Source organism: uncultured Friedmanniella sp., from assembly GCF_964244285.1.
In the GTDB taxonomy this organism is placed as follows: domain Bacteria; phylum Actinomycetota; class Actinomycetes; order Propionibacteriales; family Propionibacteriaceae; genus Microlunatus.
In genome coordinates, this window is sequence record NZ_CAXTHT010000003.1 from 118,540 (window position 1) to 132,169 (window position 13,630).

Genomic DNA, 13,630 nt, shown 5'->3' on the forward strand with positions numbered 1-13,630 from the left:
CTCATGATGACTCGTGTTCGGTGTCCGGTCAATACCGAACAGCGAACATCGAACCTCGAGGCGACCGCTCGTGCTCTGTCCTTTATTGCGCGGTCAAGGGTCGATGGCGCTACCGCCGGATGGCAGCCGACTCGTGATCCATCGGGACTACCGAACAGACGCCGGGCACCGTGCTGCAAGCGCACTCGCAGCGCTCGCCAGCGATCCGGCCCGAGTGACTACCGTGTCAGTGCTGCATGGTCATCGGTGCACCCCGCTGGACAGCATCCGCGCTCAGACGACGACTCCGCAGACCTGGCTTACGTCGTTTGCAAGCAGGGGTTTAGAGGTTCGAGCCCCCTTGGCTCCACCGAGTATCTACCCTAGTCAGAGCCGACCGGACTGGCTAAATTGGACGGGCCGACTCCATTCGGGGCGTTTCCTGAGTGACTGACTCCTCAGACCGAGTGACAACGCTCCCGGATCGCTGCTGACTGACGGCTGACTGATCGCCGACGTCCGCACGATCAGGGCAGCTGACCGAAGCGCACGGAGTATCATCCGAGACAGGCGATGGATTCCGCCTGGAGCCAGCGAGCTCCGAACCGCCAGCCCGGCTGATGACTCCTCCCGACGTCGATCGTCTGGAGTATGCCGTGACTGATCCTGCAGCTACTGCCCGTGACCATCTTGCCCATGGCCAGGCCCTCATCTGCCATGACAAGCCGCACCGCACAGAACGCCGACGTCCAGCTCCGGCGACGGCTCGACCCGCCGCTCGGAGAGGTTGGCTGGCAGCATGTCCAGGCGCTTGCCTGGCCCTGGAGCCCGGGCTGGTCAACCCAGGGGCGACGTGGTCCCCGTCGTTCACGGCAGGTGATCCGCGCAGTGCTGGCGCCCTCGACCCGCAGGTCTGTGGGGCAGTGCAGGGCATCACCTGTGGAAACGAGCGGCACCCGATACCCAATGGCTGGTCCGAGCTGCACGTCGACCGGCGTCCAGGCGCGAACCTGACCACTGCCCCAAGCTCGAGTCCGAGCGCGGCGGTCCCGCTGGGACGAGTAGGTCGAGCACACGTAGGTCGTCGACGAGGAGCAGGCGAGCGACACCGAGGAGACGAGTGATGGGCGAGACGAGAGTCGCAGCGGTGGTCCTGGGCATAACGCCGCGGCAGCCCCCAGAGGTGCTCGCCGCCGCGTTGGGGCTGGCGAGCCGCTCAGGCGGCGTGGTCGTCTGCGCCTACGTCGATGCAGGCAGCTACGTGGTCGAGGAGCACGCGGACGGCTCGGTAGACGCGCGTCCGATCGACCCTGACCAGTTCGACTGGACGAGCGACACGTTCGACCCCGACCTGGCGAGACGCGTGCGCGCGGCCGGGGCTGCGCAGGGGGTTGAGGTGCAGCTACGGGCCCTGGCCGGGGACGTGGGCAAAGCGCTCGCTCGGCTCGCGGAGACGGTGGATGCGGAGGCGATCGTGGTCGGCAGCCGCCGGGGTGGGGTGCGGGCTAGCATGCACGACTTCTTCGGCGGCTCGGTCGCCGTACACCTCATCCACCGCCAGCCCCGACCGGTGCTGGTGGTGCCGGTCGAACCGTCACCGCCCGGCATGAGCCTGCCGTGGGAGGAGGTTTCGTGAGCAAGCCCCACGACCGGGCAGTCACCACCGACTCACACGCCGAGCTGCCGCTGGATCCCGACGTGGAGGCGGCCGAGACGGCGGGGTCACGTCTTCGACCGGTCCACCTGTCAGCCCGCAACATCGTCCTCGTGGCCACGGGGGGTGCGATCGGCACGGGTCTGCGGCTGCTGCTCGAGCAGAGCGTGCCACGGTGGGCGGGCGTCCCGGTGGTGACCGTCGTCATCAACGTCGTCGGCGCCTTCCTGCTCGGGGCGCTGCTGGAGACGGTCGCCAACCCGGAGCTGGACGAACGCTGGAGCCGCCGGGCACGGCTTGGGTTCGGAACAGGGGTTCTGGGTGGCTTCACCACCTACAGCTCCCTGGCCACCGACACGGCGATGCTGGCCGGGGGCGGTCACCCGGGGCCCGCGGTGGCGTACGCACTCGTCACGGTGATCGTCGGGCTGATGGCCTCTCTCGGCGGTATCCGAGCCGCCCGCGCGCAGTCGCGACATCGCGCCGGCGCCCTCGGCGCGGTGGAAGAACAGTGAACGCCACACTCGCTGCAGTGCTGGTCTGTCTCGCCGGCGGCGTGGGGGCCGCGGCCCGGTTCACCCTGGACGGGGCCATTCGCGGCCGGGTCCGCGCCGCCTACCCCGTCGCGACGGCCGTCATCAACCTGTCGGGGTCCTTTGCGCTCGGGCTGGTGACCGGGCTCGCCCTCGGTCGGTTCCTCGACCCGTCGTGGCAGCTGGTGATCGGTACCGGCCTGCTGGGCGGGTACACGACGTTCAGCACGGCCAGTTTCGAGGTGTCCCGACTCCTGGAGGAGCGGCGTTGGCTGGCCGGCGGCGTGCATCTCCTTGGAACCGTGGTCGCGGCCGCCGCCCTCGCCGCCGCCGGCCTCGGGACTGGGCTGGCCGTGGCGCGATGACCGGACCCGCCTGGCAACCCTCCAGACGGCGTCCAGTGCCCGCGTAACCCACCCGGGGCGAGCGCGAGCTCGACGCGTCGCCGGCGAGGTCGGCCAGACTGACGCTGCATCCGCCGTTCAAGATCGTTCGTAACGGCGGTTATGCTCAACTTGTATCTGGTCGAGTTCGGAGGAGAAGCCATGGGAGACGTGCTGCTGTTCGCCGCGGTGTTCCTGGCCTGCCTCGTCGAAGCCGTGGAGGCGTTGACGATCGTGGTCGCCGTCGGCGCCAGCCGCAGCTGGCGGTCCGCAGGTCTGGGAGTCGCAGCGGGCTTGCTCGCCCTCGCGGCGATCGTCGCCGCCCTCGGGCCTGCACTGACCCTGGTGCCGCTGGACGCGCTGCGGCTCGTCGTCGGCGGCCTGTTGCTGGTGTTCGGCTTGGGCTGGCTGCGGAAGGCGATCCTCCGGGCCGCCGGTTGGAAGCCGAGCCATGACGAGGACGCCATCTTCGCGCGGCAGGAAGCGGCTGCCCGGCTCGCCACCTCCGGGCGCCGCTGGATCGTCACTGACTGGTACAGCTTCACGCTGTCGTTCAAAGGAGTGCTGCTGGAAGGGCTAGAGGTGGTCTTCATCGTCCTCACCTTCGGCACGAACCAGGGCAGGGTGTCGCTGGCGGTTGCCGGTGCCGCGACGGCGGTCGTGCTCGTGACCGCGGCCGGCTTCGCGGTCCGGCGTCCGCTGGCGCGGGTTCCGGAAAACACCTTGAAGTTCGTGGTCGGGGTGATGCTGACCGGGTTCGGCACCTTTTGGGGGGCAGAAGGAGCGGGTGCTCGTTGGCCGGGCGGCGACGTCGCGTTGCTGGGGGTACTCGCCGTCGTCCTCGCTGCGGCGCTGATCCTGACCGCGGTACTGCGTCGATCCCGGGCCGCGTTCGTCAGCTCGACCACGGCCGGCCGCCTGGCCGGGGAGGCACGCTGATGACCGGCCTCGGGGAACGGTTGCGCGGGTTCGCCGCCTTCTGGTGGGACTTTGTGGTCGGCGATGACTGGCGCGTCGCGGTCGGCGTCGTTCTTGCACTGGCGGCCACGGCGGCACTCGTCGTGACCGGCCTGCCCGCCTGGTGGTGCACCCCCGCCGTCGTCCTGGTCCTACTGGCTCTCTCGGTGAGACGGGGCATGCATGATGCCCAGAAGTGACGACAGACCTGACAGCAGCGGCCAAGGCTCCGAGAACGAGTCGGGCGCGAGCGACCAGGACGTCCGCTCGGACACCGGTTGGCTACTGCTCACCTATCGGATCCCCAGTGAGCCGTCACGGCTCCGAGCCGGGGTGTGGCGCAGGCTGAAGAGCAACGGCGCCATCTACCTGCAGAACTCGGTCGCGGCCCTGCCCGACAGACCCCCGCACGAACGGCTGCTCCGCGGACTCCGTGCCGAGATCAACGAGCTGGGAGGCACCGCGCAGCTCTTCCGCGCCGCCGCCCTCACCGGTGGTGGCGATGTCCTCACCGCCTACAACGCTGCCCGCGACGACGAGTACGACGAGCTTCTCGACAAGTGCCAGGACTTCCTCGCCGAGATCGCCCACGAGACCGCCGCCGGCCACACCACGTTCGGCGAGCTGGAGGAGAACGACGAAGACCTGACCAAGCTCCGCCGGTGGCTGGTCAAGATCAATGAACGCGACGTCCTCGCTGCGTCCCGAGCCGCCGAGGCAGCCGCGCAGATCGAACGCTGCGCCGCGGTCCTGGAAGAGTTCGCGCAACGTGTCTACGGAGCCGACCCCGATGCGGGCTGACACCGACCGCCCGACCTCGACGGACGCGAGCCCGACGAGGTTGCGCCACCGCCACGGGGACCACGCCCACCAAGCCTGCGCCGCACAGTTCCCGACCGGCCTCCAGACGCGAGACCCGAATCCGCTGCCGCCGCGGCGACCACGACCACGATGACCTCCGGCGCCACGAGAGGGGCCCGCCTGTGAACGTTCTCGACGCACTCATCCTCGGCGTCGTCGAGGGATTGACCGAGTTTCTGCCGGTGTCCAGCACCGCACACCTGACCATCGCGGAGAAGGTGCTCGGCCTTCCCGTCGCCGACCCCGGAGTCACCGCCTTCACCGCCGTCATCCAGGTGGGGGCCATCGTCGCCGTCCTCGGCTACTTCCGCGGCGACATCATCGCCCTTGCCTCGGCCTGGCTGTCGGGACTCGCCCGCCCCGCCGCACGGCGCGACCCCCAGTACACCGTCGCCTGGTGCGTCATCCTTGGCTCGGTCCCGATCGGGATCGTCGGACTGGCAGCCCGCCACCTCATTGCCGGCCCCCTGCGGAACCTGTGGGTCGTGGTGACCGGACTGGTCGTCTGGAGCATCGTGATGTACGTCGCCGAGAAGTTCGCCCGGCAGAACCGCGCCGAACGAGACCTGTCCCTGCTCGACTCGGTGGTGGTCGGCCTGGTCCAGTGCCTCGCGCTGGCCCCCGGGGTCTCCCGATCCGGGGCCACCATCAGCGCCGGCCTCCTCCGCGGCTTCGACCGGGTCACCGCCACCCGTCTGTCGTTCTTTCTCTCCATCCCCGCCCTCGTCGCGGCCGGAGCCTACGAGGCCGGCACCGCCGCTGACAGCATCGCGGCCAGCGTCGGTTGGACACCGACCGTCGTGGCCTCGATCACCAGTTTCCTCGTCGCCTACGCCGCTATCGCCTGGCTCCTACGGCTCGTCGCCCACCACCGCATCACAGTGTTCATCGGATACCGGCTCGCCCTCGCCGCCCTCGTCGGCATTGCCCTCGCCAGCAGGCTGCTCAACCCGACCTGACCACGACCCCCGAACGAGAGGGCAGACTCCTCCCGCACCCAAGCGCCCTCGGCTCAGGCCTGGGCCCGCGGCGAACACGTTCGCGCCCCGGCATCGTCGCGCGACCGACCGATCAGGACAGCGTCGCCCAACTCAACTGACGTCGCAGTGTCGGAGGATCATGCCGCGTTGCCGGCCCGAGTGTGATCACCCTCGGGGTTCGGCTTGCTGCCAGCGGCGTCATCAACCTCGTCGCCCTCAGCCTCTGCCTCCTCGGCCCAGATGAGGTGCAGGCCGGCGGCCTTGGCGTTGTCGAAGTTGTCATCAACCACCACGAGCTGCCGGTTGGCCGCGGAAAAGGACGGGGCCGCGACCGAGGCGCGGTGGCCGCCGGCCTATTGCACCCACACCTTCGTAGCGGCTGGCACTTCCTGAACCCGCACCGGCAGCTCGTGGAGGGGGATGTTGGGGGCGCCCTCGATCCGGGCAGCCGCGAACTCGGAGGCGCGGCGGACATCGAGGACGACGACGTCGCGGTGGTGACGGACCTGGTCGAGATCGGTGAAGGTGGCCTGGCGGAACGAGGACAGCGGCCGGTCGGTCCAGCCGTCCGGATCGCCGATGGCGGCGGCGGCCGGTCGGTCGATGCCGATCCGGACCAGCTCACGCTGGGCCCGCGCGACATTCGTCCTCGGTCTCTCCCAGCAGGGTGAGGGGGTGCCCCACTCGATCAGCCAGCCGAGGTAGGTGGTGAAGCCGCCATCGATGCCGAAGTTCAACGTGCCAGCCATGTGCCCGGCGGCGAACCGGTGCGATTGCGCAGGTCCACCACCCAGTCACCAACCTCGATCCGGCGACGCAGATCCTCCGGCTTCGCCGTCGCCGGCGCGCGCCCACTCGGCCAGGGCCAGCCCGCCGGTGGCGTCGTCGTTGTGGATGTGGGTCTCGCACACGTGCGTGATCAGCGCCCCTCCGCGGCGACGAGCTCGAGGACCCGGTCGATGTCGCGCTGTGGGTCGATCACGATGACGACCTCACCGTCGTGGACCAGGGAGCTACGGTCCCCCAGGGTCGGGGTCTCGATCAGGATGACCGTCGGAATCTAAGTTTCGGAGATGGTCCTCGGGATCATCTTCCTTTCGGGGTGCCGGACTCGACCGGGCGGCCGGCCTTGGTCCAGGCGGCGGTGCCGCCGGCGACCGAATGGGCGTCGAAGCCGTGGTGCAGCAGCGCATCGGTCATCGCCGCACTGCGGCCACCGGCTTGGCACACCACGAAGACCGGCTTCGACCGGTCGATCTCGGCCAGCCGATCGGGCAGCTGACCCATCGGGATCGACGCGGCTCCAGGCACGTGGCCGGCGACGTACTCGGCGGGCTCACGCACGTCGACCACCTGCGCGGCACCGGTTGCGTGGGCGGTGGCGAAATTGTCGAGGGAAATCTCGGTCATGAAGCAGCTCCTCGGGGTCGGATACCCCTGGGGGTATAGATCCGACTCTAGCCCACCCCGAGAGGATCCGAGGGGGGCCGACGGACAGCTTGACGCCGGTCCCGTGCTATACCCGTTGGGGTATCCGCACCGACACGCAGGAGGCGACCGCAGATGAGCGTGCCCCGGAACGCCGTCGACCGGCAGACCAAGCAGCCGATGACCAACGGCAGCGAGCTCCGGGGCGTCGCGGCCAGTGCCGCGCAACTGCTCCACGCTGCCCTCGACTGCCTCACCGCGGAGGCGACCCGCTGATGGTCCAGCTCGATTCTGAGGCGGTCCGTCCCGTGGCCAACCGGCTCAAACGTGCCCAGGGGCAACTAGCCGGGCTGATCCGGATGCTCGACGAAGGCCAGGAATGCGAAGCCGTCGTCACCCAGCTCGCCGCCGTCAGCCGTGCCCTCGACCGAGCCGGCTTCGCCATCGTGGCCACCGGGCTCAAGCAGTGCATCGCCGAGGACGGCGCCGAGAGCCTCGACACCCAGAAGATGGAAAAGCTGTTCCTCTCCCTCGCCTGAGCACGATGGGAATGCCGGAGCCGCCCCTTCTGTTCACCTGCATATCCGTCCAGCCGTACGGATGACCGGCCTACGACGGAGAAGCGGAAGGAAGAGTCGTGCCGAACACTCGAAACAGCTCAATCAACACGGAGCCCCACGACCATCCCGTGGACCCCGAACGGGTCGCCAAAGCGCGATCCCGGGGTCTCTCGGCCGACGACGCCGGCCGACTGGCGGCACTTCTGTCGCTGTTAGCCGACCCGGTCCGCTCGCGTGTCCTCTACGCCCTGGATGAGGTCGACGAGCTCTGCGTCGGGGATCTCGCGCTCGCGCTCGACGCCACCGAGGACGCGGTCGGCTACGGCCTCAAGATCCTGCGCACCGCCGGGCTCGTCGCCACCCGCAAGCAGGGCCGCGTCGTCTTCTACCGCCTCGCCGCCGGCTTCCCTGAGCCGCTCCGCGACCACTGCTTCCGCCAACTGGTGCAGATCACCCGGGCCGACCAGGACGGGGAGGACGACTGATGAACATCTGGCACGCCGTTCTGCACGCCCTCGAGCTCACCGGGTCGATGACCTGGGAGATCACCTGGGCCCTCATCCTCGGCTTCACGCTCTCCGCCGCGGTCCAGGCCGTGGTCCGCCGCGAGTCGATCACCAGGCTGATGGGCAGCAGCAGCCCGAAGGCTCTCGCCATCTCCTCCGGCCTCGGCGCCGCGTCCTCGTCGTGCTCCTACGCCGCGGTGGCGCTGGCCCGCTCGTTGTTCCGCAAGGGCGCCAACTTCGCCGCCGCGATGGCGTTCCAGATCGCGTCGACCAACCTCGTCATCGAGCTGGGCATCATCCTGGTCCTGCTGATGGGCTGGGAGTTCGCCGCCGCTGAGTTCACCGGCGGCCCGGTCATGATCATCGTGCTCGCGCTGCTGTTCCACTTCTTCCTCAAGCCCCGTCTCCTTGACGAGGCTCGCCAGCAGGCTGCCCAGGGCGTCGCCGGGTCGATGGAGGGCCACGCCGCCATGGACATGACGGTCGGCGGATCGGGTTCGCTGTGGCGCCGGCTCACCTCGACCAAGGGCTTCACCTCGGTCAGCCACATCTTCGTCATGGAGTGGGCAGCGGTGCTCCGCGACATCGTCATCGGCCTGCTTATCGCCGGCGCCGTCGCGGCCTGGGTGCCCGAAACCTTCTGGCGGTCCTTCTTCCTGGTCGACCACCCGCTGCTGGCCAAGATCTGGGGGCCCATCATCGGGCCGGTCGTCGCCGTGCTCAGCTTCGTCTGCTCCATCGGCAACGTGCCCCTGGCCGCGGTCCTGTGGAACGGCGGCATCAGTTTCGGCGGCGTCGTCAGCTTCATCTTCGCCGACCTGCTGATCCTGCCCGTCCTGGTCATCTACCGGAAGTACTACGGCGCCAGGATGGCTGCCTTCCTGGCCGGAACCTTCTACCTCGCCAGCGTCGTGGCCGGCTACGTCGTCGAGATCCTCTTCGGCGTCCTCGGCCTCGTCCCCGCGCAGCGACACGCCCGCGTGGAGATGGCCCAGATCTCCTGGAACTACACGACCTACCTCAACATCGCCTTCCTGCTCCTCGCTGCCGTCCTCGTCGTGCGATTCCTGCGCAGCGGAGGCCCCGCGATGATGAAGATGATGGGCGGCGGCCCCGACGACATGGCCGGCGGCGACCACGCCGGCCACGACCAGATGAACCACTCCGGAAGCCAGGTTCACCATCACGACGACTCCGCTCAGGAGCGCCCGCACTCTAGCGATCCGCACCACGACCACCGCTGACCAGAGCCAACCACCAGCGGACGCTCGCAGATCGAAGGAGCGCCCTGACTCAGGCGGGGCCCTCTTCTCAGTAGGAGGTGATGGTGATGTGGCCCCAGGCGTTGTTGATGTAGCCCTTGGGGTTCCACAGCGCCGCTGCGCGTTCGGGCTGGGTAGCGCCGGTGGAGTCCCAGGCCCGGACGGTGATGCGTGACGTGCCGACTGGCAGTTGCAATGAGGCTCGCCAGAGCGACCAGGCCCACGGTCCGCTGTAGGTGAGGTCCGCCTGCTGCCAGCTGCTGCCGTCGTCGGTCGAGAGGTCGACCCGGACGACGCTGCGGTCGTCGCCGGCGTAGGCGTACCCGCTCACAAGGCTGGGGCCGGCGGGTAGGACGGCGCCGTCGGCCGGGCTGAGGATGTCGCAGTTGAGGGCGACCGAGCTGAGTGACAGGCCGTCACCGGGACCTGCGGTACTGGGGTCGGCCTCGGCCGGCAACAAACGGTACGCGGTGGCTTGGAAGTAGTTCGAGGACGGCTCGGTCTGGGCGGTGATGCGGCTGACCCACTTGACGCTGCGGGCGCCGATGTAGCCGGGCACGACGACGCGGACCGGGGCGCCGTGGGCGGCCGGTAGCGCCTGCCCGTTCATGCCCCAGGCCAGCAGCACCTCGGGGCTGGTGGCTTTTGGGATGCTGATGGAGCTTCCGTAGGTCTGCGGCGGGTTGGCGATCTGAGACGAGTCGGGGGCTTCGAACGCGACATGCTCGGCGCCGCTCTGGAGGCCCGCGTCGGCAAGGACGTCGCACAGCGCGACACCGGTCCACTCGGCGGTGGAAGTGGCCCCAGGACCCCACGGGGCTTCACCGGGGATCTCGCGCACATCCATCAAGTCGACGCGGCGGGCGCCGGCGTACTGCAGGGTCGCGACCATCGTCCGGATGGGGTAGCGCCGCTGCAGCGCGGCGAGGGACAGGTCGAGGGAATGCTTGACGAGCCCGTCGACCCGAAGCCGCCACCGGTCAGGGTCGAGGGTCGGGATGGGCCCGTGGTTGCGGCTGTAGAACGTATCGAGGGGGGTCAGCAGGTGCCCGTCGAGGGCCTGCGGAGTCGGCTCGGCGTTGTACGGGTCGTCTTGGTGGACGATCGAGTCGGGACGCTTGGACCAGTTCATCGGTACTCCTTCGTAGCAGGGCCGGCCGGGACGGATCGGTCGTTGGGGCGTTCAGGCCTGGTCGACCACGAGCAGGACGAGGGCAGCGACGAGGGCGAGGACCAGCAAGGTGGAGGCCGCGACGGCAAAGCCGGTCTGACCGCTACGCGTCCGGCGGTGAGCCTCGATGTCGGCAGCGACGCGACGGCAGCGAAGGGTGCCGTAACCGATTCCGACCGCCCCCACCGCCACCAGCAGCGCGCCGGCCAGTAGTGGCAGCAGGTCGACGCCGGCCGCATCGGCCCGGTCGTTGTCGAGGAAACGGGCTACGGCCAGCCCGACGAGCATTGCACTTGCCCCGGTTCGGAGCCACGCAAGGTAGGTCCGCTCGTTGGCGAGGTGGTCACGCGTGCGAGTGTCTGAGCCGGGCTGCGGCGGGTCGCTCATGAGGCGTTCGAGCCCTTCCTGTTCGGGTGGCGGCTGGGCGGTTGCGAGGTCGGTCAGGTCCGGACGAGGAGCACTCCCGCGTAGGCAGTGGCTCCGACGAGGACCCACGAGAGAAGCGCGAGAACGAGCGCCCGGCCGCCGGTGCGGCGGAGGGTGGACACGTGGATGCCTGTACCCAGACCGACGAGCGCAGCCACCAGCAGCACCACCTGGACCTCTTTGGCGACCGCGAGCACCTCAGCCGGCAGGACGTCGGTGCTGCTGACGGCGATGGCGGCCAGGAACCCGACCACGAACAGCGGCACCACCGGCGCCCGCCTACTGCCGCCGGGCGCAGCGGCGGAGGCGCGGCGACGCGCGACCAGCCCGACTCCGGCCACCAACGGGGCCAGCAGGACGACGCGGCTCAGCTTCACCACGACCGCGGTGGTCAGGGCGCCGGGAACCCGGTTGGCGGTGGCAACGGTCTGGCCCACGTCGTGGACGCTGGCACCGACCCAGCGGCCGAAGTCGGACGGGTCGAGACCGAGCGGTCCACGCAGCAGCGGCAGCAGCACGATGGCGAGGCTGCCGCAGAGCGTGACCAGGGCGATGGCGACGGCGGTGTCGTCCTCGTCGCCATCGGCGACATCGGACATGGCTGCGACCGCCGAGGCCCCGCAGATGGAGAAGCCGGTGGCGATGAGCAGCGAGCGGGCGCGGGGGATGCCGAGGAGCCGGCCGATCAGCCGGGTCCCGAAGAAGGTGACGGCGACGGTGGCCACGACGACACCCAGACCGGCAAGCCCGAGGTCGACCAGCTGCGGCAGCGCCAGCTGGAGCCCGAGCAGGACCACCGCGATCCGCAGCAACCGGTGCGAGGCCACATGGGTTCCGGCGTGCAGCAAAGGCCGGTGGAGGCCGAGGTTCGCGGCCAGGGCTCCGAGCACGACGGCCACCGTCGACGGGTTCAGCGCGGGCACGAGGTGGGCGACGCCGAAGGCGACGGCGGTCGCTGCGGCCACGGCCAGCAGACCCGGCCACGCGGCAGCTCGGCGGTCGCCCGGTTGATGGTGCCCGAACAGATGCCGCAGGTCCATTGGCGCGAGGTCGCACCCAGGCCGGCACTGGCTCCGGCGCCGCAGGATGGGCGTGGCGCCGGACCTCTGCAGAATGGGGGTGTCACCTGGTGCAGTCATAGGTCCATCGTCGGTGCTCCTGGCGGCGTGCAGTAGACGTCGCGGACCGATGGACCCATTGAGTGACTGGATGGCTTGTCATAGGTTGGCTGCATGGTCTCGCCCCATGTTCCTGGGCTCGACAGCCTGGCGCTGCTGCTGCAGGTGGCCGTAAGCGGTTCCCTGGGTCGTGCGGCCACGGCGCACGGCATCAGCCAGCCGGCGGTGTCGGCCCGGATCCGAACCATCGAGCGGCTGGTCGGCGTCCCGCTGGTCGAGCGGACGGCACGTGGTTCCTGCTTGACCCCGAACGGCGTCCTGGTGGCAGGCTGGGCCCGGACCGTGCTGGAGGCGGCCGAGGTGCTGGACGCGGGCATCGCCTCGTTGCGGGCGACCAGCGAGCAGCAGCTGCGCGTCGCCGCGAGCATGACCGTCGCGGAGCACCTGCTGCCGCGCTGGCTGGTCCGGCTCACCGCTGAGCGCCCGGAGACCGCGGTCAGCCTGCACGCGATGAACTCGGCACAGGTCGAGCAGGTCATGCTCGCGCACCAGGCGGACCTCGGCTTCGTCGAAGGCCCGCAGGTGGGTCACGGACTCGACAGCCAGGTGGTCGCCACCGACCGGCTCGTCGTGGTCGTCGCACCAACGCACCCCTGGCGGCGCCGTCGCGGAGGCATCGACGCGCAGGAGCTGGCGGGCACGCGGCTGGTTCACCGCGAGCCGACCTCCGGCACCCGGACCGCACTTGAGGCGGCCCTGTCCGCCTACCCACCCATGGCCGCACCCCTGCTCGAGCTCTCCACCACCAGCGCAGTCCGGTCCGCCGTCGCCGCGGGCGCCGGCCCAGCCGTCCTCAGCCGGCTCGCGGTCGGCGACGACCTGAGCCGCGGCACCCTCGTCGAGGTCACGGTCCGCGGGGCCGATCTGACCCGACTGCTCCACGCGATCTGGCCGACGGGCCAACGCCCCAGCGGCCCCGCCCGCGACCTGCTGCGCATTGCCACCCCGAACAAGGGATCAGGATCAGCTAGGCCAGGACCGCGCAGCCAGAAGCCCGCTATGTGAGATATACCCCCTGGGGGTAGGCTTCGCCCCGAAGCCGATCACCGCTACACCCCCCCAGAGGTGTACAGGGATGCTGACCAGGAAGGGGCGGTGCGGTGCGCGTACGGCCAACGACCACCCCTCAGTTCACGCAGTCCCGGCTCGAGCGCGCCGGGTGGCACCGGCTGTTCGTAGGCCTGGTACTGGGCGTCGCCGCACTCGGCGTCATCGCCATGCACCAGCTCTCCCTCGGCCACATGTTCGTGGCGCCCTCCAGCAGCCACGACCACCCGACCGGCATGAGTATGGCCACGGCCACCGGTCCCTCATCCCGCATGGCCGTCGAACCCGGCGTGGCCGTTGAACCCAACAAGGCGACAGAGCTGGTCCAGGCGGCGGGTTCAAGGCCCGAGAAGGTGTCGGCGGTCGGATCGGCCGGCGACAACGGCTGTGCCGGCTGTGCCGGGGACCACGCGATGATCTTCGCCTCATGCGTTCTCACGTTGACGCTGCTGGTGCTGTTCTGGTGGTTGGTGCTGCCGCGGCTACGTCTTGCCCCGCCACTACCGCGGTGGCGGCCGCATCTCGGGCTGGTGGGTCGCCGCCGCGTCCCTGCGATGTCCCTGACGGAGCTGTCGATCCTTCGGACGTGAGCCGGTCCGAGCAGCTCAGCGTCCACCTCATCCCTCCGCGGTACACCTGACCCTGTCGGTCCGTGGCATCTCGCTGCTGCCGCCGACCCGTGCCGCGTCGAGGGGTGACCCTCTC

General features: G+C 69.8%; 19 protein-coding genes and 1 riboswitch. Of the genes, 13 read left to right on the top strand and 6 right to left on the bottom strand.

All coding sequences use genetic code 11. The features are described from left to right. The first annotated feature begins 539 nt into the window (after positions 1-539). Positions 540-616: riboswitch (Fluoride riboswitch) on the top strand. Positions 617-1,102: 486 nt separating this feature from the next. The 7 genes from ACFE7W_RS08555 (at position 1,103) to ACFE7W_RS08585 (ending at position 5,326) form a co-directional block, all read left to right on the top strand. After that, positions 1,103-1,615, top strand: a complete 513-nt coding sequence (locus ACFE7W_RS08555; RefSeq protein WP_375424345.1) for a universal stress protein — start codon at positions 1,103-1,105, stop codon at positions 1,613-1,615. Next, positions 1,612-2,148: a fluoride efflux transporter FluC gene (locus tag ACFE7W_RS08560; RefSeq protein WP_375424346.1), complete on the top strand. Its 537-nt coding sequence runs from the start codon at positions 1,612-1,614 to the stop codon at positions 2,146-2,148. Before ACFE7W_RS08555 ends, ACFE7W_RS08560 begins: the two co-directional genes overlap by 4 nt. A 17-nt stretch (positions 2,149-2,165) precedes the next feature. Next, positions 2,166-2,531: a fluoride efflux transporter FluC gene (locus ACFE7W_RS08565; protein WP_375424347.1), complete on the top strand. Its 366-nt coding sequence runs from the start codon at positions 2,166-2,168 to the stop codon at positions 2,529-2,531. 180 nt (positions 2,532-2,711) lie between these two features. Next, entirely contained in the window at positions 2,712-3,488 is a 777-nt protein-coding gene (locus ACFE7W_RS08570) for a hypothetical protein (RefSeq protein WP_375424348.1), read from the top strand. Further along, positions 3,488-3,706 carry a hypothetical protein gene (locus ACFE7W_RS08575; protein WP_375424349.1) on the top strand — a complete coding sequence of 73 codons (219 nt, stop codon included), beginning with the start codon at positions 3,488-3,490 and terminating at the stop codon, positions 3,704-3,706. The genes ACFE7W_RS08570 and ACFE7W_RS08575 overlap by 1 nt, the downstream gene beginning before the upstream one ends. 133 nt (positions 3,707-3,839) lie before the next feature. Further along, complete coding sequence (locus ACFE7W_RS08580) at positions 3,840-4,307, top strand: Chromate resistance protein ChrB (protein WP_375424350.1); 468 nt, start codon at positions 3,840-3,842, stop codon at positions 4,305-4,307. A gap of 182 nt (positions 4,308-4,489) precedes the next feature. Continuing rightward, entirely contained in the window at positions 4,490-5,326 is an 837-nt protein-coding gene (locus ACFE7W_RS08585) for an undecaprenyl-diphosphate phosphatase (protein ID WP_375424351.1), read from the top strand. Between the two features lie 158 nt (positions 5,327-5,484). Here the strand turns inward: ACFE7W_RS08585 and ACFE7W_RS08590 are convergent, their stop codons facing one another. From ACFE7W_RS08590 to ACFE7W_RS08600, 3 genes are all read right to left on the bottom strand, one after another. Next, a complete protein-coding gene (locus ACFE7W_RS08590) occupies positions 5,485-5,640 on the bottom strand; it encodes a hypothetical protein (RefSeq protein ID WP_375424352.1) in 156 nt (51 codons plus the stop codon). 60 nt (positions 5,641-5,700) lie between these two features. Next, positions 5,701-6,096 (bottom strand): rhodanese-like domain-containing protein, encoded by a 396-nt coding sequence (locus ACFE7W_RS08595; protein WP_375424353.1) that lies wholly within the window; start codon positions 6,094-6,096, stop codon positions 5,701-5,703. Between the two features lie 337 nt (positions 6,097-6,433). Continuing rightward, positions 6,434-6,757, bottom strand: coding sequence for a rhodanese-like domain-containing protein (locus tag ACFE7W_RS08600; protein ID WP_375424354.1), 324 nt, complete (start codon positions 6,755-6,757; stop codon positions 6,434-6,436). Between the two features lie 153 nt (positions 6,758-6,910). Between ACFE7W_RS08600 and ACFE7W_RS08605 the strand changes: the two genes are divergently transcribed. From ACFE7W_RS08605 to ACFE7W_RS08620, 4 genes are all read left to right on the top strand, one after another. Further along, the gene (locus ACFE7W_RS08605; protein ID WP_375424355.1) at positions 6,911-7,051 is read left to right on the top strand and encodes a hypothetical protein; all 141 of its coding nucleotides are present in this window, start codon (positions 6,911-6,913) and stop codon (positions 7,049-7,051) included. After that, positions 7,051-7,314: a metal-sensitive transcriptional regulator gene (locus ACFE7W_RS08610; RefSeq protein WP_375424356.1), complete on the top strand. Its 264-nt coding sequence runs from the start codon at positions 7,051-7,053 to the stop codon at positions 7,312-7,314. Before ACFE7W_RS08605 ends, ACFE7W_RS08610 begins: the two co-directional genes overlap by 1 nt. Positions 7,315-7,463: 149 nt before the next feature. After that, positions 7,464-7,820, top strand: coding sequence for an ArsR/SmtB family transcription factor (locus tag ACFE7W_RS08615; protein WP_375424357.1), 357 nt, complete (start codon positions 7,464-7,466; stop codon positions 7,818-7,820). Then, the gene (locus ACFE7W_RS08620; protein ID WP_375424358.1) at positions 7,820-9,085 is read left to right on the top strand and encodes a permease; all 1,266 of its coding nucleotides are present in this window, start codon (positions 7,820-7,822) and stop codon (positions 9,083-9,085) included. The genes ACFE7W_RS08615 and ACFE7W_RS08620 overlap by 1 nt, the downstream gene beginning before the upstream one ends. Positions 9,086-9,152: 67 nt before the next feature. Here the strand turns inward: ACFE7W_RS08620 and ACFE7W_RS08625 are convergent, their stop codons facing one another. The 3 genes from ACFE7W_RS08625 to ACFE7W_RS08635 are packed head-to-tail and all read right to left on the bottom strand — an operon-like array spanning position 9,153 to position 11,740. Continuing rightward, entirely contained in the window at positions 9,153-10,235 is a 1,083-nt protein-coding gene (locus tag ACFE7W_RS08625) for a sulfite oxidase (protein ID WP_375424359.1), read from the bottom strand. Positions 10,236-10,286: 51 nt separating this feature from the next. Then, positions 10,287-10,661, bottom strand: coding sequence for a YidH family protein (locus ACFE7W_RS08630; RefSeq protein WP_375424360.1), 375 nt, complete (start codon positions 10,659-10,661; stop codon positions 10,287-10,289). A gap of 53 nt (positions 10,662-10,714) precedes the next feature. Then, on the bottom strand, positions 10,715-11,740 hold the full coding sequence (locus ACFE7W_RS08635; RefSeq protein ID WP_375424361.1) for a YeiH family protein: 1,026 nt from the start codon (positions 11,738-11,740) through the stop codon (positions 10,715-10,717). A 192-nt stretch (positions 11,741-11,932) separates the two neighbouring features. Here ACFE7W_RS08635 and ACFE7W_RS08640 point away from each other — a divergent pair, with 192 nt between their 5' ends. Next, the gene (locus ACFE7W_RS08640; protein WP_375424362.1) at positions 11,933-12,883 is read left to right on the top strand and encodes a LysR family transcriptional regulator; all 951 of its coding nucleotides are present in this window, start codon (positions 11,933-11,935) and stop codon (positions 12,881-12,883) included. Between the two features lie 95 nt (positions 12,884-12,978). Continuing rightward, entirely contained in the window at positions 12,979-13,515 is a 537-nt protein-coding gene (locus tag ACFE7W_RS08645) for a hypothetical protein (RefSeq protein WP_375424363.1), read from the top strand. Positions 13,516-13,630: the final 115 nt, after the last annotated feature.